The following is a 23,955-nucleotide window of genomic DNA, read 5'->3' on the forward strand; positions in this document are numbered from 1 at the left end:
GCGGATCTCCTGAAATTGCAATTCCGGGCCGGTCTGCTATGCCCGCCCGCGCAGCTCTACGCCCCTGAGGAATCGCCCCATGGACCACTTTCTCTATCGTGACGGCCAGCTTTACGCCGAAGACGTGCCCGTGTCGGCCATCGCCGATGCGGTGGGCACGCCGTTCTACGTCTATTCCACGGCGACCCTGACCCGGCATTTCCGGCTTTTTGACGAGGCGCTGGACTGGGGTCCGCATCTGGTCTGCTTCGCGATGAAGTCGAACTCGAACCAGGCGATCCTCAAGGTGCTGGCCGGGCTCGGTGCGGGGATGGATGTGGTCTCGGGTGGTGAATACGCGCGGGCCAAGGCTGCGGGCGTGCCGGGTGACCGGATCGTGTTCTCCGGCGTGGGCAAGACCCGTGAGGAGATGCGCGACGCGCTGATCGGCGGGATTCGCCAGTTCAACGTGGAATCCGAGCCCGAGATGCGCGCCCTGAGCGAGGTCGCGGTGAGCCTCGGCACGAAAGCGCCGATCACCCTCCGGGTGAACCCGGATGTGGACGCCAAGACCCATGAGAAGATCGCCACAGGCAAATCCGAGAACAAGTTCGGCGTGCCGATTTCGCGGGCGCGCGAGATCTATGCCGAGGCCGCGTCCCTGCCGGGGATCGACGTGATCGGCATCGATGTGCATATCGGCAGCCAGCTGACCGAGCTTGCCCCGTTCGAGGCGGCCTATCTCAAGGTGGCCGAGCTGACCCGCGACCTGCGTGCCGATGGGCATGACATCCGGCGGCTCGATCTGGGCGGCGGTCTGGGCATTCCCTATGCACGCTCGAACGAGGCACCGCCCCTTCCGAACGATTACGGCGCCTTGATCCAAAGGACCGTGGGCGATCTGGGCTGCGAGATCGAGATCGAACCCGGGCGGCTGATCTCCGGCAATGCGGGTCTGATGGTGTCGCGGGCGATCTACATCAAGCAGGGTGAGGACCGGGAATTCCTGATCCTCGACGGGGCGATGAATGACCTGATCCGGCCCTCCATGTATGGCGCATATCACGATATCATCCCGGTGCGCGAACCCGCCCCGGGCGTGGTCCCGACGCCCTATGACGTCGTCGGCCCCGTCTGCGAGAGCGGCGACACTTTCGCCAAGGGGCGCGAGATGCCGCCGATTTCCGAGGGCGATCTGGTGGCGTTCCGTTCGGCGGGTGCCTATGGCGCGGTCATGTCGTCAGAGTACAATACAAGGCCGTTGATCCCCGAGGTGCTGGTCCACGGGGATCAATTCGCTGTCATTCGACAGCGCCCCAGCTTTGACGAAATCATAAATCGCGATACCATTCCCGAATGGCTAGAGGATACTCCCGTCCCGGCCCATCAGGAATGACCGATGCCAGACACGCGCAGCCCGCGACCTGACGAGGACTTTATCCAGGACAAGGATGCCGCCCTGCGCCAGCTCGTCTGGTCCCGGCGGCTGACCCAGATCGGCATGACCGCCGAGCGGTTTGTGCGGGCCTTCTGGCCGCTCTGGTGCGTGCTGGCGCTGAGCCTTGTGGTGATGATCTTTGGCGCGGGGCTGGCCCTGCCGCTGGAGCTGATCTGGTCCGTCACGGTCCTGTTGGTGCTGGGCGCGGGCGCGACCGCATGGTTGGGGATCCGCCAGTTCCGCATGCCCAGCCGCGCGGATGCCGAAGCCCGGCTGGACCGCACGGTTCCGGGACGCCCGATCGAGACCCTGCGCGACCTGCAGGCGATCGGGGCCGAGGATGAAGGCTCCCGCGCGGTCTGGAACGCCCATTTGCGGCGCATCGCCGAAAAGGCCCGGGGCGCGCGGGCGGTTCTGCCGGACCTGCGTCTTGCGGATCGCGACCCCTATGCCCTGCGCTATGTGGGTGCCACGGCTCTGGCGGTGGCGCTGCTCTTTGGCGGTCTGGGGCAGGTGCGCGAGCTTGAAGGCGCGGCAACCGGCGGGCAGGCCCTGGCCACCGGCCCGGCCTGGGAAGGCTGGATCGAGCCGCCAGCCTATACCGGCAAGCCGAGCCTTTATCTGAACGATCTGGATCAGGCGGCGTTGACCGTGCCCGAGGGCAGCCGGGTGACCTTGCGCCTCTATGCGCTGGATGGCGAGCTGAGCGTGCGCGAGACCGTGTCCGAGGCGCCGGCGGAGCCGTCGGGCGACATCGCGCAGGAAGTGATCGTCGCCCGGGACGGCACCCTGGCCATCGAGGGCGAGACCGGGCGCAGCTGGGACTTCACCGTGCTGGCCGACGCGCCGCCGGTGATCGCGGTGGACGGCCCGGTGACCCGCACGGTCATGGGCGAGATGGAATTGCCCTTTGCCGCCAGCGATGACTACGCGGTTGTGGGCGGGTCGGCGCAGATCGCGCTGGATCTCGACACTGTGGACCGGCGCTTCGGGCTCGTCCCCGCACCCGAGCCGCGCGAGACGATCATTGTCGATATCCCCATGTCGATCTCCGGCGACCGGGCCGAGTTTTCCGAGGTGCTGGTCGACAATTTCTCGGAGCATCCCTGGGCCAACCTGCCCGTGACACTGACCTTCACCGCCGAGGATGACCTCGGACAGGAGGGTGTGGCCGAACCCTTTGACCTCGTGTTACCCGGACGGCGCTTCTTCGACCCGATGGCGCAAGCGATCATCGAACAGCGGCGCGATCTGCTCTGGACCCGCGAGAACGCGGTCCGGGTCAGCCAGCTTCTGCGCGCGGTCACCCACCGGCCCGAGGGGTTCATCAACAACGACACCGCCTATCTGATGCTGCGCACGGCCCTTTCGCAGCTCATCGTCGGGATCGAGACCGAGGTGACGCCGACCCTGCAGGAGGAGGTGGCCGAAGCGCTCTGGAATGCCGCGCTGCAATTCGAGGAGGGCGATCTGGCCAATGCCGCCGAACGGTTGCGGCGCGCGCAGGAGCGTTTGTCCGAGGCCATGCGCGATGGCGCCACGGACGAGGAAATCGCCGAGCTGATGCAGGAACTGCGCGATGCCATGCAGCAGATGATGCAGGAAATGGCCGAGCAGTTTCAGCGCGATCAGGAGAACGGCCAGCAACAGCAGCAGGCCGAGAACCAGGGCGAGATGCAGGAGATCACCGGCGATCAGCTGCAGGATATGCTCGACCAGCTGCAGGAGCTGATGGAGCAGGGCCGCATGGACGAGGCGCAGGCGCTGCTCGATCAGATGATGCAGATGATGCAGAACATGCAAATGGCCGAGGGGCAGCAGGGTCAACAGAGCCCGGGTGATCAGGCCATGGAAGGCCTGCAGGAGACCCTGCGCCAGCAGCAGGATCTGGCCGATGAGGCGTTCCGCGATCTGCAGAACCAGCAAGGTCAGCAACAGGGGCAACAGCAGGGCCGGCAACAAGGTCAGCAGCAGGGGCAGCAACAGGGCCAACAACCGGGGCAGCAGCCGGGCCAGGGCCAGCAAGGGCAACAGGGCCAGCAGTTCGGGCAAGGCCAGCAACAGGGTCAGGGCCAGGGACAGCCCGGCGGGCAGCAACCCGGCCAAGGTCAGGGGCAGGCTCAGAACGGGCAGGGGATGCCCGATGCGGATACGCTGGCGCGCCGGCAGGACCAGCTGGGCGATATCCTCGACCAGCAGGCCCAGAACCTGCCGGGGGCCGGGACCGAGCTTGGCGATGCCGCGCGCGACGCGCTGGACCGGGCCGGGCGCAGCATGGATGACGCGGCCAACGCGTTGGATCAGGGCGATCTGGCCGAGGCGCTGGACAACCAGTCCGACGCCATGGATGCGATCCGCGAGGGGATGGAAAATCTCGGCGAGCAGATGGCCCAGCAGCAACAACAACAGCAGCCCGGAGGGCGGCAGGGGCAGGCCAACAGCCAGTCCCCGAACCAGCAGCGCGACCCGCTGGGTCGCGACAATGGCAATCAGGGTCGTCTCGGGACCGATGAGAACCTGCTGCAGGGCGAGGACCGCTATCGCCGCGCGCAGGAGCTGTTGGATGAGATCCGCCGCCGCTCCGGCGAGCAGGAACGCCCAGATGCGGAGCTCGATTACCTCAAACGCCTGCTCGACCGGTTCTGAGACGCGGGTCCGCGCGGTCCTGCCAGGGACCGCGCCACGCGACCCGGTCGCCGCGATCCGGTTTCAGCGTTGCACTAGGGCAGAGGTGGCTGGATCCGGAGGACAGAGGTCGCGCCATGGCGCGGTCCCTGACAGGACCGCGCGGACCCGCGCCGCCGCGCCCATGGCGTCAGGAGGTGAGCTTGGCGATTAGCGCATTGGCGCGCGTTACAGCCTCTTCGAGCCAGCCATGCACGGTCTCGCGCAGCCCGTTCATGGCCGCCACATAGCTGGTCAATTCCGGCTGAAACTGTGGAAAGCGCTGCGCGAGCAGGGGCGCGTAGGCATAGACCAGCAGCGCCGCCGTCGCGCAGATCAGCACCACCGAGAAGCCCAGCCGAAAGCCCCGTCCATGGCTGCGATGCTCCTGCGCCTGTTCGGGGGTCATCATCCGGGTCGGATCCGTGCTGTCCAGCGGACCGGCCCGCAGGCTCGAATTGATATCCTCGATATCCGGCAGGAGATCCTTGCGGGCCACCTGGGTCCGGCGCGGCTCTGCCGGTTCCGAGGGGGCCTCGACCTTCCGGTCTGTCGCGGCGGCCGCCATGGGGGGGCCGAATGCGAACCCCTCCATCCCGGAGGGCTCCGGCGCGCTGTCGGTCAGGGCAAATTCCTGCTGGGTCTCGACGAGGGCGGCGGCCTCCTTGCGGCGCTGGCGCGCCTCGCGCTCGGCTTCGGCGCGCAGGATGTCCGCAATGGCGGGGTCCAGCTCGCGCTTGGGCGATACCTGTGCGGGGACCGGCGGAAAATCGCCCTCATCCCCCGTCGCGTCGGTGTCAGTTGGTGATGCATCCTGCATCGGGGGCGACTCGACGGCGGGTGGGGCCGTCTCGACCGCCGGCTCAGCCGTATCGCCCGCGCCTGCGGAGTGCTGGAACCAGCCATGGCCGCAGCTCGAACACTGCACATCGCGCCCGCGCGCGGGGATCGCCGCGTCGTCAACTTCATACTGTGCCTGACAATTCGGACAGGTCAGTCGCATGCTCGGTCCACCGTTTTTGGATCTGCCCAGTATTCTTATCGGGTTCCGGCCCCGCAGGCGCGCAACGGCCCCTGGGATGCGCGTGACATGATCGCGGTCACGGCGCGCAATTGCAACTGCCAAGACACATGCGCTACAGGAGGGCAGCAGCAGAGGGACCCCCATTCATGATCGATCTGGACAATGTGGCGTTCCGCTATGGAGACCGTCTTCTGTTCAGCGCGGCGCAGCTGCATGTCCAGCCCGGGGAGTTCTATTTCCTGACCGGGCCATCGGGGGCCGGCAAGACCACGCTGATCAAGCTGTGCTACCTGGATCTGGCTCCGGATGAGGGTTCGGTGTCGCTCTTCGGGGCGCCGGGGGCCGGGCTTGGTCGGGATGAGATTGCCAGAACACGTCAGCGGATCGGGGTCGTGCATCAGGATTGCCGGTTTCTGGACCACCTGACCGTGGCCGAGAACATCGCGCTGCCGCTCTCGGTGGCCGGGCGCGCGGTGCCGGACACCGATCTGGCGGAACTGCTGAGCTGGGTGGGCCTGTCCGAGCGCGCAGGCGCCACCCCGCCCGAGCTTTCGGGCGGCGAGCGGCAGCGGGCGGCGCTGGCCCGCGCGGTGATGATGGATCCGGATGTGATCCTCGCCGATGAGCCCACGGGCAATATCGACTGGGAGATGTCCCAGCGCCTGCTCACCCTGCTGGTCGAGCTCAACCGCATGGGCAAGGCCATCCTTCTGGCGACCCATGACCTCGCGTTGATCCGCCATGCCAAGACCATGACCACGACGCGGGTGCTGCGCCTCGCGGGGGGACGCCTGCAACAGGCGGGGAGCGACCTGTGACCAGCCCGAACGCCCCTGCCACCGAGATCTCGCTCTCGGCCAATGACGTTGTCCCGCCCACGGGCTTCACGGCGCAGCTGACGGTGCTGACCGCCGGGGCCATGGCCTTTCTCGCGGTCTTCGCACTGGCCCTTTCGGTCGCCGCGGGCGGGTTGGCGGATCGCTGGTCCGAGGCCCTGTCGCGCACGGCGACCGTGCGGATCTCGGCCCCGGCGGGGCAGGTCGAGGCCCAGACCCGCGCGGTGCTCGAGGTCTTGGCCACGACCCCCGGTGTGGCGTCGGCCCGCGCCTTGGACCGCGCCGAGCAACAGGCCCTGCTGGCCCCCTGGTTCGGGCCGGACCTGCCGCTGGACACACTCACCCTGCCGCGCCTGATCGAGCTGATGGAAACCGCCGACGGCTATGACCCGGTGAACCTGCGCCTGCGGCTCGCGGGGGAGGCCCCGGGCGCGGTGCTCGACGATCATTCCCGCTGGCGGCGCCCGTTGATCGAGGGCGCGGACCGGCTGCGGGGGCTTGCGGTGATCTCGGCCCTGCTGATCGGGGTGGCCATGTCGGCAATGATCACGCTGGCGGCCCATGCGGCGCTGGCGGCGAACGGGCAGGTCATCACGGTGCTGCGGCTGGTGGGCGCGCAGGATATCTATATCGCGCGCGCCTTCACCCGGCGCTTTACCCTGCGCGCCATCCTCGGGGCGGTTCTGGGCACGGTCCTCGCGGTGCTTGCGCTGGTGCTCTTGCCGCGGGGCGCGGCGGAGACGACGCTGCTGTCGGGGCTCGGGTTTAGCGGGGCAAGCTGGCTGCTGCCCGCACTCGTCCCGATCTTTGCCGCCCTGCTCGCCTATATCGCCACGCGCATCGCCGCGCTGCGCATGCTTAGAAAGTTGGCCTGATGCAATATCTCCGTTCGCTGTTCTTCAATTTCCAGATGTACTTGGCCATGGTGGTGTTGTTCATCTGGTTCACGCCCGCGGCCATGTTCCGCCGCAGCGCAGCCTATGCGGGGATCCGCACCTATTGTCGCTATGTGCGCTGGTCGGCCGCGTGGATGATCGGGCTGAAATCCGAGATCCGGGGCGAGGTGCCGAAGGGCGAAGTGATCATCGCCTCGAAGCATCAGAGCTTTTTTGACATCATCATGATCTGCAGCGTGATCGATGCGCCGCGCTTCATCGCCAAGAAAGAGCTCCGCCGCGCGCCCATGCTGGGCTACTACGCCCACCGCGTGGGGTGCGTCTTCGTGGACCGGGGCAAGCGCGGGCGGGCTGTGCAGGATATGGTGGCCGGGGTCACCGACCCGAACGCGCCCAAGGGGCAGCTTGTGATCTACCCGCAAGGCACCCGGGTCGCGGTGGATGCGGACAAACCCTACAAGGTGGGCGTTGGCGCGCTCTATACGGCGCTGGACCAGCGCTGCGTGCCTGCGGCCACGAATGTGGGCGTCTTCTGGCCCCGCTCGGCGGTTCTGCGCAAGCCGGGTCTGGCGGTGGTCGAGTTCCTCGAGCCGCTGGGCGCGGATCTGGCGCTCGAGCCGTTCATGGCCGAGATCGAGACGCGGATCGAATCTGCGTCGGACCGACTGATGCTGGAGGCGGGCTTCGATGCCGCCGCCGCCCGGGCCAAGGGCGCCTCCGGCGGATCCTGAGGCCCCAACCCTTCGGAGAACCGGCCTGTGCCGCGCCTGCATTGCTGCGCGCGCATAATTCGCTTGCGAGGTCGCGCGCAATAATCTATCCCGCCAGCAACGCAATACGTAATATAAGTTCAGAGGAGCGCCTCCATGTCCTTCCGCCTCCAGCCGCAAGCCCCGGCCCGTCCTAACCGCTGCCAATTGTTCGGCCCGGGCTCGCGCCCCGCGATCTTCGAGAAGATGGCCGCGAGTGCAGCGGACGTGATCAACCTCGATCTCGAGGATTCCGTGGCCCCCGATGACAAGCCTCAGGCGCGCAAGAATATCATCGAGGCGATCAACGATATCGACTGGAACAGCAAGTATCTGAGCGTCCGGATCAACAGCCTCGATACCCCGTTCTGGTACCGGGATGTGGTCGAACTGCTCGAAGAGGCTGGCGACCGGATCGATCAGATCATGATCCCGAAAGTGGGCTGCGCCGAGGATATCTATGCGGTGGACGCACTGGTCACGGCCATCGAGGCGGCCAAGGGGCGCACCAAGCCGATCAGCTTCGAGGTGATCATCGAAAGCGCGGCGGGCATCGCTCATGTAGAGGCGATTGCTGCATCCTCGCCGCGCCTGCAGGCGATGAGCCTCGGGGCGGCGGACTTCGCGGCCTCCATGGGGATGCAGACGACGGGCATCGGCGGGACGCAGGAAAACTACTACATGTATCGCGAGGGCGAGAAGTACTGGTCGGATCCCTGGCACTGGGCCCAGGCCGCCATCGTGGCTGCGTGCCGGACCCATGGTGTGCTGCCCGTGGACGGGCCGTTTGGGGATTTCTCGGATGACGAGGGCTTCCGCGCCCAGGCACGCCGCTCTGCCACGCTGGGCATGGTCGGCAAATGGGCGATCCACCCCAAACAGGTGGCGATTGCCAACGAGGTCTTCACCCCGTCCGAGGAAGCCGTCGCCGAGGCGCGCGAGATCCTCGCCGCGATGGAGCAGGCCAAGGCCAATGGCGAAGGCGCCACGGTGTATAAGGGCCGTCTGGTGGACATTGCCTCGATCAAGCAAGCCGAGGTCATCGTGGCCCAATCCGAGCTGATCGCAGGCTGAGATCGGTGGCACGGTGGCGGGTGCTGAAGCACCCGCAAGCCCGCCCCGCGGCCCCGGATTTCGCTTGGGCCCGGGGATCAGCCGCGCAGGCACAACGGCCGAAAACAGGCGCCGCTCCCTGAGCGATGCGCGTCCGCGCCGCCCTGTCAGGGGCGGCGCCACCGGCCCGATCCCCCGGACCCAGTCGGGTCATCCCGATCACCCCCAAGCTTGTCAAAAAAGCGCCGCAGCCCCTACCATCCGGGTCGCGCACTGCATACTCTCCGGCGCGATACCTGCTGCCAAAGGAGCCTCCCAGATGGGTTTGCGCATCAACGACACCGTCCCCAACTTCACCGCCCAAACCAATATCGGCGAGATCACCTTCCACGACTGGATCGGCGACAGCTGGGCGATCCTGTTCAGCCACCCCAAGGATTTCACCCCGGTCTGCACCACCGAATTCGGCGCGGTCGCCCAGCTTGCCGAGGAATGGGAGAAGCGCGGCACCAAGGTGATCGGCGTCTCCGTGGACGGAGTGGATGACCACAAGAAATGGATCGGCGATATCGAGCAGGTCGGCGGCGCGACCGTGACCTTCCCGATCATCGCGGATACCGGGCTCGAGGTCTCCAAGGCCTTCGACATGCTGCCCGCCGAGGCCTACCTGCCCGATGGCCGCACCCCGGCCGACAGCGCGACCGTGCGTTCGGTTTTCATCATCGGGCCGGACAAGCAGCTCAAGCTGTCCATGACCTATCCGATGACCGTGGGCCGGAACTTCGGCGAGATCGTCCGGGCGCTCGACGCGCTTCAAACCTCCATGGGGCACGGGGTCGCCACCCCGGCGAACTGGGTCACCGGGCAGGACGTGATCATCCCGCCCACCGTCAGCAACGAGGATGCCAAAGCGAAATTTGGCGACTTCGAGGCGGTTCTGCCCTACCTGCGCAAGACACAGCTCCCCGGTTGATTGGGGGGCGTCAGGGGAGGGACGTCTCATGCGGGTCATGATCATCGGCGCGGCGGGCATGCTCGGCGCGAAACTGAGCGCGCAGATCGCAGCGGGGGCAGTGCCCGGCACCACGGAGCTTGTGCTCGTGGACCGGGCCGCGCCCGCGCCGGTTGCGGGGGTGTCTTGCACGTCCCACGCGGCGGATCTGGGCGCGCCAGGCACCGCCGAAGCGCTGGCCGGGCTCAAGCCGGATCTGGTCTTTCACCTGGCCGCGGTGGTCTCGGGGCAGGCAGAGGCTGAATTCGACACCGGCTACGCAGTCAATCTCGACGCCTCGCGCGCGCTCTTCGAGGCGCTGCGGGCTGGCGGGACACAGCCCCGGGTTATCTTCGCCTCCTCGCTGGCGGTCTATGGCCCGCCCTTCCCGGACGTGGTCCCCGAAGAGTTCGGCCTGCGCCCGGCCTCAAGCTATGGCACGCAGAAGGCGATGACCGAGCTTCTGCTCGCGGATTACAGCCGCAAGGGGTTCCTGCGGGGCACCTCCCTGCGGCTGCCCACGGTCTCGATCCGACCGGGCCTGCCCAATGCGGCGGCCTCGGGGTTTCTGTCCGGCATCCTGCGAGAGCCTTTGGCCGGGCAGGCCGCCAATTGCCCGGTGCCCGATGACACCAAGGTCTGGATCGCCTCACCGGATGTCACTGTGGCCGGGCTGGCCCATGCCGCCGCGTTGCCGTGGGCGCAGATCGCACCCCACCCGGTGCTGAACCTGCGGGGGATCTGCGTGTCCGTGGGCGAGATGCTCGCGGCGCTCGAGTCCGAGGCAGGGCCTGCTGCGCGGGCGCTCGTCTCCCATGACCCGGATCCGACCATTGCCCGGATCGTGCAGAGCTGGCCCGAGGCCTTTGTCACCGACACCGCCGAGGCGCTCGGCTTTCCGGTCAATGACGGGTTCGTTTCGATCCTGCGCGAGTATCAGGCCGCCTATGCACCAGCGCGCGAGGCCAAGGGCTAGACCCGACGCTCCGCGCCCAGCGTGTCGCGCAGCCGCGCATGGGGCGCGGCCTCGGCGCTGCCGCGTTCGGGGGCGTCCCACTGGGCGAGCAAGGTGCGCGCAAAACTGTCGAGATGGGCGTGCATGGCCGCGCGCGCGGCTTCCGCATCCCCTTCGGTCAGGGCCTCGATGATCGCCTCGTGTTCGGCCACAAGCTGCGGGCGGCGATTGCTGTCCTCGACAGCGGTCTGGATCGCGGCCCAGAGCGGGTTGGCCTCCTGATCGGCCCAGAACTGCGCGGCCAGTTGCCCGAGCACCGCATTGCCCGCCGCCTCGGCGATCACCTCGTGAAAGCGGGAATCAGCCTCCGGATCCCAGTCGGGTTCCGAGGCTTCAAGCGCCTGCAGGCAGCCCCAGAGCGTGTCGAGCGCCGAGGGTGTGATGGCATGGGCGGCCAGCGCGGCCAGCTCCCCCTCGATCAGACGGCGCGCCTCCAGCGCCTCGAACGGCCCGGTGACCGGAACCACCGGCACCAGCGCGGCGGTGGCCTGATCCGGAGCGAGCGGGACGTTGTCCTCGGCGTCGGGCGGGCCCAGAACATAGGCGCCAGAGCCAAAGCGCGTCTCAATATACCCCTTTACCTCCAAGGCGATCAGGGCTTCGCGCAGGGTTGCGCGACTGACGCCGAGCTCGTCCACCAGCACCCGGTCCGGCGGCAGTTTCTCGCCTGCGGGAAATGCCCCCTGGCGGATCTTCTCGGCGATGGCCTGTGCCACCAGCCGGTAGCGCGGGGTTTGTGCGATGGGCTCGAACATGGGCTGCCTCGGGCTAAACTTTGGATCGGCGAATGGACACTCGGCTCTGGCCCCCGGCGCTCGGGTTGGCTAGAGATTGTCTGACAATACCGGCGGGTGGCCGGAACTCAAGGGAGAAGACAGATGGCGAAAGTGGCGTTTCTCGGGCTCGGCGTGATGGGCTACCCGATGGCGGGGCATCTCAAGGCGGCGGGGTATGAGGTCGTCGTCTATAACCGCACCACCGCCAAGGCGGAGGCCTGGGTGGCCGAGCATGGAGGCAGCCACGGTCTGACCCCGCGCGCTGCGGCAGAGGGCTGCGATTTCGTGATGACCTGCGTGGGCAATGACGACGACCTGCGCTCGGTGGTCTTCGGCGAAGACGGCGCGCTGGCCGCGCTCGGCTCCGGTGCGGTCCTCGTGGATCACACGACCGCATCGGCCGAGGTGGCGCGCGAGATCGCGGCGGCCGCCGCCGAGAAGGGCGTGGGCTTCGTGGATGGTCCGGTGTCCGGCGGGCAGGCGGGGGCCGAAAACGGTCAGCTCGCCATCATGTGCGGCGGGTCCGAGGACGACTATGCCAGCGCCAAGCCCGTGATGGACAGCTACGCCAAGGCGACGGATCTCTTTGGCGAGGCGGGTGCGGGCCAGCTTGTGAAGATGGTCAACCAGCTCTGCATTGCCGGGCTGGTGCAGGCGGTCTCCGAGGGGATGTTCTTTGCCATGAAGGCCGGGCTCGATGCCAAGAAGGTCGCGCAGCTTGTCAGTCAAGGCGCGGGCGGATCCTGGCAGCTTGCCAATCGTCACGAGACGATGATTGACAATGAGTTTGACCATGGTTTCGCCGTGGACTGGATGCGCAAGGATCTGGGCATTGCCCTCGATCAGGCCAAAGCGATGGGCGTCTCGCTCCCCGTGGCGGCGCTTGTCGATCAGTTCTATGCCGAGGTGCAGCAGCTGGGTGGCGGGCGTTGGGACACGTCGAGCCTGATCCAGCGGTTCCGCAAGATGGATGGACAAGAGATATGATCGCCGATCCCGAACCCTTTCTGCGCAGCCTGTTCCGGGCTGCGGTCGCCGCGGCCGACCCGGCCATCGCGGTGCCGAAATTCCTGCCGGAGAGGCCTGCGGGCCGCGTGGTCGTGGTCGGGGCTGGCAAGGCTTCGGCCAAGATGGCGCAGGCGGTCGAGGCGGCCTGGGGGCCCTGCGAAGGCATCGTGATCGTGCCCTATGGCGCGGCTCTGCCCACGGATGGGATCGAGATTGTCGAGGCGCGGCATCCCGTGCCCGATGCCTCGGGTGAGGCCGCGGCGGCGCGGATCCTCGAGCTGGTCTCGGGGCTGGGCGAGGGCGATCTGGCCTTGTGCCTGATCTCGGGCGGGGGCTCGGCCCTGCTGGCAGCCCCCGGCGAGGGGCTGACGCTGGAGGACAAGCAGGCGGTGAACAAGGCGCTCCTGTCCTGCGGCGCGGCGATTGATGAGATGAATTGCCTGCGCAAGCATCTCAGCCGCATCAAGGGTGGCCGCCTGACCGTGGCGGCTTGGCCTGCGCGTTGCGTGACGCTGACCATATCGGACGTGCCGGGGGACGACCCGGCGATCATCGCCTCGGGCCCGACCGTGCCGGACCCGACCACCGCCAGCGACGCCCGCGAGATCGCGGCGCGCTATCATCTGGAGCTGTCGGATGCGGTTGCGGCCTATCTGCAGACCCCCGCCGCCGAGACCCCGGATCCGACCCATCCGGCCTTTGCCGCAGCCGAATGCCATATGATCGCCACGCCCCAGATGGCGCTGGATGCCGCGGCCGAGGTGGCCCGGGCCGAAGGTGTCGCGCCCCTGATCCTCGGCGACGCGCTTGAGGGCGAGGCGGCCGAGCTGGGCATCGTTCTGGCCGGTGTGGCGCGCGCGGCACTCACCCATGGCCACCCGATCAAGGGCCCGGCGGTGATCCTGTCAGGGGGCGAGACCACGGTCACGGTGCGCGGCAGCTACGGCAAGGGCGGGCGGAACTCCGAATGCCTGCTGAGCTTTGGCCTGCACGCGCCCGAAGGGGTGTCAGCCCTATCCTGCGACACGGACGGCATCGACGGATCCGAGGACAATGCGGGCGTCATCTGGGTGCCGCGCGTGGCCGCGCACAAGGCCGAGGCCCGTCCCTATCTCGAAGGCCATGACGCCTACAGCTTCTTCGAAAAAGCCGGCGGGCTGGTGGTGTCGGGTCCGACCCATACCAATGTGAACGATTTCCGCGCGATCTACATTCCGGGCTGATCCTTGCCCGCATCCTGGGCAGGACCCTGCGAGGCTTGCACTGGATCCGGGCGATGGTCGCGGCCCCTCCCGAGTGGGGGCGCGGTATCCCGTGTCAGAGGCGGATGTCCTATGCGGGTTGTGGGAGGCCGCACCACGTGAGGGCCGCATATCGTACAAACTCACCAGGGCTACCTGTCGAGCAACGCCAAAATCCCCGACATTCCTGATGGATCTGCCGACCGTGGACAGGGTCGCGTTTCCCACGGCTGTGGAGTGCATCCACGCCTGCGCGCGCTGATACGGCCCGACATCATGCCGATTGCCAGCCTTGTGCGTGTCTCGGTTCGCGAAAGCGCGTCAGCTTCCTGTGGTTTTCTTGTAGAGGCGCGATTGCCGCCCCAAGAGCCGGGAGAGGCGTCCGGCGATCCACCCGGCCTGCCGGAACAAAGCGACCAGACCCTGACTGCGCGAGATGGGCAGTGACAGAACGATCATCACAAGCCCGATCGCTTTGAGCGGGACAGAGATCAGGATGCTGATCACCGCATCGCCCCATTTCCCCTCGGCCATTTTCTGTCCGAAGGAGGTGGCGGATTGGTCGCGGCCCCGGGCGAACTGATAGGGCAGGGTCAGCCGTTCGGGCGGCACGGTTTCATAGACCACCGCCTCCGGCGCCCAGCCGGTCTCGACCCCCAGCTCCCGGGCCGCCCGGAAGAAACGTGTGTCGGATCCGCCGGTAAATTGCAGCGCCTCGTCAAAGCGCAGGCCAAGTTCGTGATAGAGCCGCATGTCGCAGAGCCAGTTATTGGTGACTACCGTCACGCGCTCGACCTGACCGGCGGCTATCCGTTCGACTGCCCGTTTTTCCTTGCCGGCAAAGCGTTTGACCATACCGTCATACACCGTGCTTTGCGCTCCGGTCAGGTCTTCCTCCGGCGGGGTCAGGCGTACGGGACCTCCGATCAACTCGGCAGTGCCGGTCCGCCAGGCGGCGACAATTGCGGTCAGCCAGTCAGGCGCGACCGTCTCGTCATCATCCACATAAAGCACCAAGTCGGCATCAAGGGCTGCGGCCTCATCCAGCCCGCGATTGCGCGCCATGGGGATGCCGGGGACGGTCTCAAGAACGGCATGCAGCGGGCCGGGCAGGCGATCCTGAAATGCCTCGATCACGGCAGTGCTGCTGGCTTCGGTATCGTTCTCGACCACCAGAAAGACCGGAGTGACGTCTTCCGGCACGTCCAGACCGACGTAAGATTCAAGCAGACGCTCCAGCATCCGGGGACGGCGGCGGGTGCAGGCCGCGACCACGACGGTCAGCGGGCGGTCAGCGCGTTGCGCCGGAGGCATCGGTGTGGAAGGGGCGGTCTGTTCGCTCATATCTGCGGTGTACGAAGTTTAAGGTGATCTTCCTAGAGCAGAATTGACGTTGCGGCCGCGCTCGGCCGGTGCAAGGCAGGACGATGCGCCGCGCCTGCATGCCAAAGGAAAGGCGCGCCTTTCTCCCGACGCGCCCCTTACATCCGCGACACGGAAGGTTAGCCTACGAGGCCGCCATCCTCACGCTTGATGGCAACGATGGCCGAGCGCGGCAGGTCGCCCTCCTTGCCCGGGAAGAAGCCACCCGGGTGCTGGATGCCCACGAACATGGTGCGGCGGTCCGCCGACCAGGTCAGACCCGTGACTTCCGAGCCTTTCGGGCCCGTCAGGAAGCGCTCGATCTGGCCGGTCACCGGATCCCCGGCGAGCATCTGGTTGTTGCCCATGCCCGCGAAGTCGCCCTCGTTCTTGTCGTTGCCATCGGTCTGGATCCAGACAAGGCCCGAGCTGTCGAACTGCATCCCGTCCGGCGAATTGAACAGGTTGCCCTCGTTGACATTGTCGGATCCGGCATAGGCATCGTTATGTACGGTGGGGTTGCCCGCCATCACATAGAGATCCCAGGTGAAGCCGTCCGACGTATGGTCGTCATTCTCGGGATACCAGCGCACGATCTGACCGTAATTGTTGGCGTCCCGCGGGTTAGGCCCGTTGGCGGAGGTGTCGTCCCCACCGGCATTCGGCTTGACGCCCCGGTTGCGGTTGTTGGTCAGGCAGCAATAGCCTTCGACCGCGATCGGGTTCACAGCCACCCATTCCGGACGATCCATGGTCGTTGCCCCCACGGCCGAACCGGCCATGCGGCTGTAGACGAGGGTTTCTACCGCGGACATGCCGGTCGCCTCAGGCGTCAGCGCGATCCACATGCCGGTGCCGTCATCGTTGAACTTGGCCACGTAGAGCTGACCTTCGTCGAGCAGCGTCGAGGTATCCCCGCCCGGCACATACACATCATTGGAGATGTATTTGTACATGAACTCCCCGCGCTCATCATCGCCCATATAGACGACCACACGGCCATCGGGTGCCACGGCGCAGGCGGCGTTTTCATGCTTGAACCGGCCCAGAGCGGTGCGCTTCACCGGGGTGGAGGAGGCATCCGACGGATCGATCTCGACGATCCAGCCCGCACGATGCGGCTCGTTGGGATTCTTCGAGATGTCGAAGCGCTCGTCGAACTTCTCATAGCCATAGCGGCCTTCGAGGTTAACGCCATAGCGCACGAAATCCGCCGGGCGCTCGAAGTCCGGATCCGAAGAGCCGAAATAGCCGTTGAAGTTCTCTTCGCAGGTCAGATACGTGCCCCAGGGCGTGCGGCCCGCACCGCAGTTGTTCATGGTTCCGAGAGACAGAACGCCCTCCGGATCCGCGTCAGTCTTGAGCAGGTCGGAGCCCGCCGCAGGACCCGAGATCCGCATGGGCGAGTTGTGGGTCAGACGCCGGTTGAACGGGCTATCCACGACGACGGACCAGCCATCTTCGCCTTCGGTCACTTCCATGACGGTGATCGCCTGCAGGTTCTGCAGCTTTAACACATCCTCGGCCGAGCCCGCCTTGCCATCCACATGGTTGTGCAGGTTGGTCTTGGTGTTCGCGTATTCGTGGTTCACCGCGATGACCTGCTTGTCCCCGATCAGGAAGAGCTCCATCCCGTCGGTGTTCTCGCCAAAGGCCCGGGCGGTGTTCTCGGCATCGAGCCCCCCGGCCGCGTGGTCAAACTCGGCCACGCCCGAGAACAGCGGATCGCCCCATTTGACCAGCACGTCCCAGGTGTAGCCCTCGGGCACATGCACGGTGTAGTCCGTCTGGATCGGGATCGGCTTGAACGCGAAACGGGATTTCGGGCTCATCGCCTGGGCGGAGGTCGAGCTCAGCAGGCCGGTGCCCATGGCCGCAGCGCCGGAGCCCATGACCAGCAATCCGCCAAGAAAACCGCGGCGCGACAGGGCGCGTTCGACAACGGCGTCGAAATCATTCTCTTCCGGGCGGGGATCCTTCAATTCGTCCCATTCGTCCCAGGACAATTCAGTTGTGTCGATGTCTTTCATAGTACCTTCTCCCCTTTTGGTGGATGCGCGCGAGGCAGCCGCACGCTGGCGGAAGGCGTAGTTCCCGTTTATGACGGTCAGGCGACAGTCCGCCGCCGTTCACCCTAATTGTTAATATTTGATCTGTCAGTATTTTTGACTGCGATCAAGAAAGGCGGCCCGAAAGCCGCCTTCCCCCTGAAATCACAGGGTTTTACTCTGTAACACGGATGCTGGTCGGGGCGGTGCCCTCCTGCAACCAGGCCTCCAGCGGCGTCATCGGATCGAGCGCCGCCTGAGAGATTCCCCCCGGCCCCGGCAGGATTCCGCAATGATCCAGACCCGGCACCATGAAGAGCGCGACATTCTCCTTGAGGATGTCTTCACCGCCCGCGGCTGCGGCGGCCTTTTCGTACCAGTCCACGGTCTTGTAGGGCGTCACGATGGCATCGGCCCAGCCATGCCAGACGATCATCTTGCCCCCGGCCTCGCGAAACGCCGTCAGGTCCGGGTTGTCCGCATTGTAGAACCCGGCAGAGCGGGTCATGCGGCCCGGATCGGTCTCGATATCGAACTGCGCCGGGCTCCAGCCGTGGCCGGGATCCTGATCGAACGCCATGTAGGACCCGAAATTCGTGGTGAAGGCGTTGACCAGCTTGCCGCCGCCCGTGCCATTGCCGGTCAGCCAAAGCCACCAGAACGGCTCGGAGCCTTCGGGGATCCCGCCGGGATAGAGCTGTTCGCCCACAGCATTTACCGGGCCCTGACGCCACTTTGCCAGCACGTCGAGTTCCGGTGCGGTCAGGCAGGTGCCGTCATCCTCGCCGCTGCATTGCAGGGTGCTCAGATCCACGGAACAGGCGCGCGGATCGGCGATCACTCCGTCCTCGGCGCCATCCACCGCGTCGCATTGGGCCATGACCGCATCCCCGATCAGCGCCTCCTTGCCGGGCTTCAGGATCTGGTTCCCCTCGGCATCGGTGTTGGCCTGCATCAGGTAGGCCATCTTGGTCAGCACCAGATCGGTGTAATTCATCGCAGGCGCGCCCGAGATGATGCCATCGAACATCTCCGGGAAGCGCTGGGCGGCCATATGGGCCATGCGCCCGCCGGTGGAGCAGCCCTGAAAGATCTCCTGCTCGGAGCCGCTGCCATAGAAAGCGTCCAGCATGATCTGCGCCACCCGGTGGGTTTCGGAAATCGACCGATAGCCCCAGTCGCGCTCTGCATGGGGGTTGTTGTCGGCCCAGCCCGCGTCCACGACCGACAGGGCATGGTGCCCGCTATCGGAGGTTGCGGTGGCATAGCCACGCTCGAGCCCGGGGCGCATGGCGTTGATCCAGCCCGACCCCGCATCGGCCCGCCCGAGGATGCCGCAGAACCCGCCGCAGCCCGCCTGATAATACTTGCCGTTCCAGCCTTCGAGCGGCAGGCGCACCTCGATCGAGATGGCGGGCAGGGCGGTGGCCCGGACCTCGCAGTATTCCGGCGTGGTCTCGCCCGCGGGCATGACCCGGGCCGAGGTCACATAGCCCCCGGCGAAGACCGTGTCGCGCAGGGCCGCGCAACCTTCGGCATCGCTTGCCAAGGTCATAGCGGAACTGGCCCCGAGAAGGGCGGTGGATAGGATAATGGCGGCTCGCATGAGCACCTCCCGTTTGCATGCTTGTTGGATTGGGCGCGGCCTCTGACGGGCCGTCTTACCCTAGTCTTGCGAATGTCACGGGGCTGTGAAAGGGCGAATTGCCCGATCTGTCAGAAAATTCTGACGGCTCAGCGCAGCACCAGAAGCAGCAGCACCAGATGCACAACAAGGATGCCGTTCAGGATATGTCCGAAGGGTTGCTTGCGGGTTTTGTGGCGCAGGGTGATCTGGGCGATCTTCGCGCCGAGGCTGCCCCCGATGGCCGCCAGCAGCAGCAAACGCCGCTCGGCGATGCGCGTGCCGCTCTGCTCGGCCTGCCGCTTGTCGATCCAGAAGGCGAAGAACGCGCCGACATTCAGCAGGGCCACCGCGAGCCAGACCGGGATATCGGGAAGAATACTCTCCATCAGGAGGCACCATGGAGGAAAACACGGGAGGGGTGAAGCTCCCCCGCGCGGTAGGTGCCCACGGCGACAGCCTGCCCCTGATAGGAGGCCCAGGCGGTGTCGCCATATTCGGCCTCCGCCGCGCGGACCATGCCCGGGTTGCCATTGCGCATGCGGGTCGCGCCCTCGGGCGTGCAGGGCAGCTCGGGCAGATCCGCCAGCCCGGTTTCCAGCGGCATGAGATGGGCGTCCAGCGCTGGGTCCTTCGCCTGCGCCTCGATCGCGTCGAGCGGCGTGGCATCGGTCACTTCAAAGGGCCCGGACCAGATCCGGCGCAATTCGCGCACATGGCCGTGGCATCCCAGCGCCGCGCCGAGATCCCGCGCGACCGAGCGCACGTAGCCCCCCTTGCCGCAGACCATCTCAAGCGTGACGTGATCCGCATCGGGCCGGGCGACAAAGCGTAGGCTGTCGACATAGAGCGGGCGGGCCGCGATCTCCATCTCTTCGCCGGCGCGGGCCCGTGCATAGGCCCGCTCGCCATCGATCTTCACGGCTGAGAATTGCGGTGGCACCTGCAGGATGTCGCCCTCGAAGTCCGGCAGGGCCGCACGGATCTCGTCATCGGAGGGGCGCGCATCGCTGGTCGCGATGACCTCGCCTTCCTGATCATCGGTATTGGTGGCCTGTCCCAGCCGCACGATAAACTCATAGGCCTTGAGCGCGTCGGTCACGAAGGGCACGGTTTTCGTGGCCTCGCCCAGGGCGATGGCGAGAACGCCCGTTGCCTCGGGATCCAGCGTGCCCGCATGGCCCGCCTTTTGCGCGTCAAAGGCCCAGCGGACCTTGTTGACCACCGCGTTCGAGCTCATCCCCGCGGGCTTGTCGATCACCAGCCAGCCGGACACCGCGCGCCCCTTCTTCCGCCGTCCCATGCTCAGGCCTCGTCGTCGTCATCCACGGATTTGTCGAGATCCTGCCGCACATGGTCCTGATTGAGCAGGCGCCGCGTCTCGTCCATCCGGTCAAAAGTCTGGTCGATCTGGAACCGCAGCTCGGGCGAGAACTTGAGCGTCAGCTCCTTGCTCACGGCCCGGCGCAACTCGTGGCGGTTGCGCCGCAGAGAGGCCAGCGCCTCCTCCGCGCCATGCCCGCCAAGGGGCAGGACATAGGCCGTGGCCACCTTGAGATCCGGCGAGGTGCGGACCTCGCCCACGGTGATCGACATGCGGTTCAGGTCCGGGTCGTGGATATCGCCCTGGGCCAGAACCGAGGACAGGGTGCGCCGGATCAACTCGCCCACGCGCAACTGGCGTTGGGACGGGCCGGAGCCGGTATCAAATCGCGAACGTGCCATGGTGGGAATCCTTTCGAGCCGCCCGTGTACCTGCCCCGCGCGCCCCTTGCAACACACGCGTTTGCACGCGCGGGCCCGGCGCGCTAGGAGGGGCCGACTGCTAGGAAAGGGCAAGACATGACCGATGTGCCGGGGATCGTGGTGACTGGGGGCTCGGGCCGGATGGGCCGGATGCTGATCGAGACGGTACAGGCCTCGGACAAGGCCCGGCTGGTGGGTGTGACCGAGCGGCCGGGCCATGACTGGATCGGCATGGATATCGGCACGGCGATGGGCGGGGCCGAGATCGGCGTGCCCGTGACCGATGACCCGCTGGAGGCGTTTGCCACGGCGCAGGCGGTGATCGATTTCACCTCGCCCGCCGCCACCGTGGCCCATGCGGAGCTGACCGCGCAGGCCCGCGCCGTGCATGTGATCGGGACCACCGGCTTTGCCGCCGAGGATCTCGCGCATCTGGAGGCCGCCGCCCGCCATGCGGTGATCGTGCGGGCCGGGAATATGAGCCTCGGTGTGAACCTGCTGGTGAAACTGACCGAGAAGGTCGCCCAGGCGCTGGATGCGGATTACGACATCGAGGTGATCGAGGCCCATCACCGGCACAAGGTCGACGCGCCCTCGGGCACGGCGTTGATGCTGGGCGAGGCCGCTGCCGCCGGGCGGGGCGTGGCGCTGGACGCGGTCGCGGACCGGGGCCGCGACGGGATCACCGGCGCGCGCAAGCGGGGCGATATCGGCTTCACGGCGATCCGCGGGGGTGACATCGTGGGCGAGCATGACGTGTTGTTCGCCGCCGAGGGCGAGCGGATCACCCTGCGCCACGTGGCCTCGGACCGCTCGGTCTTTGCCCGGGGCGCGCTCAAGGCGGCCCTCTGGGGGCAGGACAAGGGCCCCGGCGCCTATGACATGATGGATGTGCTTGGACTTTGAGCACGCGGGGCGCGCTGCGCGCGCCGGGCCCAGATGATCCGCGCAATCCGGGCCGGTCCGTGCTAGCCTGACCTCAGATGGTCCGCAGCCGGCGCCACCATCATGGGAGCCCGCCTGCATGTCACTGATCCAGATCGCCTATGTCTCACGCCCTTTCGGCTATGACGCGTCCGCGCTGGCCGGGATCCTTGTGGATGCCCGGGCGCGCAACCGCGAGGACGATGTCACCGGGGCCCTGATCTGTCGCGCCGATCTTTACTGTCAGCTTCTGGAGGGGCCCGAGCAGGCGGTGCAGGCCTGCTTTTCCCGCATCGCGCGGGATGACCGCCATCTGGAGGTGCGCAAGCTCGCCAGCCTGCCCATCAGCCACCGGCTGTTCCCCGGGTGGGACATGCGCCACGACCCTGCCGAGTCCTGGATGTGGAGCCGGGAGGAGACCGCCGCCGGGCAGGTCGAGACCGCCACGGAGAACGACATTCTCATGGTCTTTCGTAAACTGGCCGCCGGGCGGGGTGCGCCGGAGTGATCCCAGGCCCCGTCAGGCTTTCAGCCCGTTCAGCACCAGATCCAGATGGCTCTCGAAATAGCGTTCCATATCGATGGGCTCGTTGGCGGAAAAGGTCATCTGCCAGATCGCAGCCATGATGCCGGGGGCCATGATCAGACGCGGAAACTCCCGCGCCGGGCCATCGCGGAATTCGCCCATTGAGACGCCGCGTTCCACCACCTTGTCGAGCATGGTCATGCCCGGTTTGATCCCGACCTCGTAATACAGGGATTGGATTTCCGGAAAGAGATGCCCCTCGCCGATGATGATCCGCATCAGCAGCTTGGCATCGGTCAGCACCAGATTGTCATAGGCGTTGCGCACCATCCGGCGCAGCAGCTCGGCGGAGCTGCCCTCGAATCCGTCCGCCATGATCGCGGCCTGCGAGATCGCGGCGGTGACCTTGGCCTCCACCACGGCCTGAAACAGGGCCTGCTTGTTGGGGTAGTAGAGATAGACCGTACCCTTGGCGATCCCTGCGCGGCGGGCCACGTCATCCACCCGCGCCTTGCCATAGCCATGCTCGCAGAACACCGCGAAGGCCGCTTCGACGATCTCTGCCGGGCGTGCCTCCTTCCGGCGCTTGCGGCGGGGCGGCGCGGGGTGGTCCGGGTCTGGGCGCGGGGGCTGTGTCACGAGCAGGTCTCTCCTTGCGCGCGCGGTCGGCGGGGCCAATCCTTGCGCGTGCGTCGCTATATTACGCCGGGACCTGCGTGGTTTGAAGGCGTTTTCACAGGCCCTGTTCCTTGATGCACACAAAAATGACGTGCGGGTCACTTTCTTTCTTGATTTAATGACCCGTAAGTCAATATTTGCGCCCATACGCCATCACATTGGATTTTGCACCATGTCCCGTCTGTTTTCACTGCTGCGCGATGCCTTCTGGCTGGTGGTTTCGGTCGCGCTTGTCGCGGGCGGGTATCTGGGCTTTCAGTATCTCGGGGCGACCCGCGATATCGTCGAGGCCCAGCCAGTGGAGCGACCGGTGGCCCTTGTGGCGACGCAACCGCTCATGGCCTATGACACGGCGCTGCCCGTGCGGGGCGAGGGGTTCATCACACCGTTCCGGCAGGTCGCGCTCTCGGCGCAGATCCAGGGGCGGATCACCGATCTCGACCCGGCCATCGATGCGCGCGGCAGCTTTGCGGCGGGCGATGTGCTCGTGCGGCTCGATGACCGGGCTGCCGAAGCGGCGCTGGACCAGACGGATGCCAATATCGCCTCGACCCAGGCGCGGCTCGATCTGGTCAAAACCCAACTCGAACGTGGCGAGACCTTGCGGGAGCGGGGCGTTATCGCACAGGAGGCGCTGGATCAGTTGACCAGCCAGCGGCAGGAGCTGATGGCCAGCCTCGACAGCCTGCGCGCCGCACGCGAGACCGCGGATGTCACGCTCGATAACGCCCGGATCACCGCACCCTTTGCCGGGCGGGTCCTGCGCAAGACCGCTGAGATCGGTGCCGTGGTCAGCCCGGGGCAGGAAATCGCGGTGATCTATACGGATGACGCGCTGGAGGTCACGGTCCCGCTGCGCCAGGCCGACGCCGCCTTGATCCCCGGCCTGTTCGAGGGCGCACAGGTGCCCGCCGAGGTCGAGGCGCGCTTTGCTGGGCAGGTCTATCGCTGGGGGGGTGAGGTCACCCGGGTTGAGACCGCACTCGACACCCGCACCCGATCCCTGAACGTGACGGTCCGGTTGCTGGATGCCGAAGGCGTGCCGGATAACGCGCAGGGGGGCCTGCCCTCGGGGGCGCCGCCCGCCCTGATCAATGCCTTTGCCCATGTCACGATCAGCGGGGCCGAGGTTGCCGGGGCCTATGCCATCCCTTCCACGGCGTTCCGGGACGGGGCGCTCTGGCTCTATGTGGACGGCGTCCTGAACGTGGTGCCCGCCGATCTGATCCATGTGGATGGCGAGGACAGCTATGTCCGCGTCGGGGCCTTGCCCGCCGGGGCAGAGCTGGTGACCAGCCCGCTGGATACGGTGGTTGTCGGCATGCCCCTGCGCCGCGCAGAGACGGCACGGCGCACTGCGGCTCTGACGGAGTAAGC

22 protein-coding genes are annotated in these 23,955 nt (G+C 66.6%); 13 read left to right on the forward strand and 9 right to left on the reverse strand.

Features of this window, described 5'->3' with window-relative positions:
- Nucleotides 1-79 precede the first annotated feature (79 nt).
- Complete coding sequence (gene lysA, locus ACP15I_RS20090) at nt 80-1,375, forward strand: diaminopimelate decarboxylase (RefSeq protein ID WP_424976418.1); 1,296 nt, start codon at nt 80-82, stop codon at nt 1,373-1,375.
- 3 nt (nt 1,376-1,378) lie between these two features.
- Entirely contained in the window at nt 1,379-4,063 is a 2,685-nt protein-coding gene (locus tag ACP15I_RS20095; RefSeq protein ID WP_424976419.1) for a DUF4175 domain-containing protein, read from the forward strand.
- 169 nt (nt 4,064-4,232) lie between these two features.
- Here ACP15I_RS20095 and ACP15I_RS20100 read toward each other — a convergent pair whose 3' ends face one another.
- Nucleotides 4,233-5,084, reverse strand: a complete 852-nt coding sequence (locus ACP15I_RS20100) for a zinc-ribbon domain-containing protein (RefSeq protein WP_424976420.1) — start codon at nt 5,082-5,084, stop codon at nt 4,233-4,235.
- 167 nt (nt 5,085-5,251) lie between these two features.
- Here ACP15I_RS20100 and ACP15I_RS20105 point away from each other — a divergent pair, with 167 nt between their 5' ends.
- From ACP15I_RS20105 to denD, 6 genes are all read left to right on the forward strand, one after another.
- Nucleotides 5,252-5,923 carry a cell division ATP-binding protein FtsE gene (locus ACP15I_RS20105; protein ID WP_424968177.1) on the forward strand — a complete coding sequence of 224 codons (672 nt, stop codon included), beginning with the start codon at nt 5,252-5,254 and terminating at the stop codon, nt 5,921-5,923.
- Entirely contained in the window at nt 5,920-6,816 is an 897-nt protein-coding gene (locus tag ACP15I_RS20110) for a cell division protein FtsX (protein WP_424976421.1), read from the forward strand. Before ACP15I_RS20105 ends, ACP15I_RS20110 begins: the two co-directional genes overlap by 4 nt.
- Entirely contained in the window at nt 6,816-7,568 is a 753-nt protein-coding gene (locus ACP15I_RS20115; protein ID WP_424976422.1) for a lysophospholipid acyltransferase family protein, read from the forward strand. The genes ACP15I_RS20110 and ACP15I_RS20115 overlap by 1 nt, the downstream gene beginning before the upstream one ends.
- 135 nt (nt 7,569-7,703) lie before the next feature.
- Entirely contained in the window at nt 7,704-8,660 is a 957-nt protein-coding gene (locus ACP15I_RS20120; protein ID WP_424968174.1) for an L-malyl-CoA/beta-methylmalyl-CoA lyase, read from the forward strand.
- Between the two features lie 298 nt (nt 8,661-8,958).
- Nucleotides 8,959-9,612: a peroxiredoxin gene (locus ACP15I_RS20125; protein WP_424968173.1), complete on the forward strand. Its 654-nt coding sequence runs from the start codon at nt 8,959-8,961 to the stop codon at nt 9,610-9,612.
- A gap of 28 nt (nt 9,613-9,640) precedes the next feature.
- Complete coding sequence (gene denD, locus ACP15I_RS20130; protein WP_424968172.1) at nt 9,641-10,606, forward strand: D-erythronate dehydrogenase; 966 nt, start codon at nt 9,641-9,643, stop codon at nt 10,604-10,606.
- On the opposite strand, the gene ACP15I_RS20135 is transcribed toward denD, so the two are convergent.
- On the reverse strand, nt 10,603-11,400 hold the full coding sequence (locus ACP15I_RS20135) for a FadR/GntR family transcriptional regulator (protein ID WP_424976423.1): 798 nt from the start codon (nt 11,398-11,400) through the stop codon (nt 10,603-10,605). The two genes, denD and ACP15I_RS20135, sit on opposite strands and share 4 nt — an antisense overlap.
- Nucleotides 11,401-11,523: 123 nt before the next feature.
- Between ACP15I_RS20135 and ACP15I_RS20140 the strand changes: the two genes are divergently transcribed.
- Complete coding sequence (locus ACP15I_RS20140) at nt 11,524-12,408, forward strand: NAD(P)-dependent oxidoreductase (RefSeq protein ID WP_424976424.1); 885 nt, start codon at nt 11,524-11,526, stop codon at nt 12,406-12,408.
- Nucleotides 12,405-13,652, forward strand: a complete 1,248-nt coding sequence (locus ACP15I_RS20145) for a glycerate kinase type-2 family protein (RefSeq protein ID WP_424976425.1) — start codon at nt 12,405-12,407, stop codon at nt 13,650-13,652. Before ACP15I_RS20140 ends, ACP15I_RS20145 begins: the two co-directional genes overlap by 4 nt.
- Nucleotides 13,653-13,991: 339 nt before the next feature.
- Here the strand turns inward: ACP15I_RS20145 and ACP15I_RS20150 are convergent, their stop codons facing one another.
- The 6 genes from ACP15I_RS20150 to rbfA all read right to left on the reverse strand — a co-directional run bounded on the left by ACP15I_RS20150 (nt 13,992) and on the right by rbfA (nt 20,429).
- A complete protein-coding gene (locus ACP15I_RS20150; protein ID WP_424976426.1) occupies nt 13,992-15,014 on the reverse strand; it encodes a glycosyltransferase in 1,023 nt (340 codons plus the stop codon).
- A 158-nt stretch (nt 15,015-15,172) separates the two neighbouring features.
- On the reverse strand, nt 15,173-17,062 hold the full coding sequence (locus ACP15I_RS20155) for a PhoX family protein (RefSeq protein WP_424976427.1): 1,890 nt from the start codon (nt 17,060-17,062) through the stop codon (nt 15,173-15,175).
- Between the two features lie 193 nt (nt 17,063-17,255).
- Nucleotides 17,256-18,686: a tannase/feruloyl esterase family alpha/beta hydrolase gene (locus ACP15I_RS20160; protein WP_424976428.1), complete on the reverse strand. Its 1,431-nt coding sequence runs from the start codon at nt 18,684-18,686 to the stop codon at nt 17,256-17,258.
- A gap of 128 nt (nt 18,687-18,814) precedes the next feature.
- Nucleotides 18,815-19,093 (reverse strand): DUF1294 domain-containing protein, encoded by a 279-nt coding sequence (locus ACP15I_RS20165; RefSeq protein ID WP_424968164.1) that lies wholly within the window; start codon nt 19,091-19,093, stop codon nt 18,815-18,817.
- Entirely contained in the window at nt 19,093-20,007 is a 915-nt protein-coding gene (gene truB, locus ACP15I_RS20170; protein WP_424976429.1) for a tRNA pseudouridine(55) synthase TruB, read from the reverse strand. Before truB ends, ACP15I_RS20165 begins: the two co-directional genes overlap by 1 nt.
- Nucleotides 20,008-20,009: 2 nt before the next feature.
- Nucleotides 20,010-20,429: a 30S ribosome-binding factor RbfA gene (rbfA, locus tag ACP15I_RS20175; RefSeq protein ID WP_424968162.1), complete on the reverse strand. Its 420-nt coding sequence runs from the start codon at nt 20,427-20,429 to the stop codon at nt 20,010-20,012.
- A 117-nt stretch (nt 20,430-20,546) separates the two neighbouring features.
- Here rbfA and dapB point away from each other — a divergent pair, with 117 nt between their 5' ends.
- Nucleotides 20,547-21,356 (forward strand): 4-hydroxy-tetrahydrodipicolinate reductase, encoded by an 810-nt coding sequence (gene dapB / locus ACP15I_RS20180; RefSeq protein ID WP_424968161.1) that lies wholly within the window; start codon nt 20,547-20,549, stop codon nt 21,354-21,356.
- Nucleotides 21,357-21,474: 118 nt separating this feature from the next.
- Nucleotides 21,475-21,882, forward strand: coding sequence for a BLUF domain-containing protein (locus tag ACP15I_RS20185; protein WP_424976430.1), 408 nt, complete (start codon nt 21,475-21,477; stop codon nt 21,880-21,882).
- Between the two features lie 12 nt (nt 21,883-21,894).
- On the opposite strand, the gene ACP15I_RS20190 is transcribed toward ACP15I_RS20185, so the two are convergent.
- Entirely contained in the window at nt 21,895-22,539 is a 645-nt protein-coding gene (locus ACP15I_RS20190) for a TetR/AcrR family transcriptional regulator (RefSeq protein ID WP_424976431.1), read from the reverse strand.
- Between the two features lie 211 nt (nt 22,540-22,750).
- Between ACP15I_RS20190 and ACP15I_RS20195 the strand changes: the two genes are divergently transcribed.
- A complete protein-coding gene (locus ACP15I_RS20195) occupies nt 22,751-23,953 on the forward strand; it encodes an efflux RND transporter periplasmic adaptor subunit (RefSeq protein ID WP_424976432.1) in 1,203 nt (400 codons plus the stop codon).
- Nucleotides 23,954-23,955 lie beyond the last annotated feature (2 nt).

The sequence above is a fragment of the Dinoroseobacter sp. S124A genome, from assembly GCF_049801015.1.
Taxonomy (GTDB): domain Bacteria; phylum Pseudomonadota; class Alphaproteobacteria; order Rhodobacterales; family Rhodobacteraceae; genus Dinoroseobacter.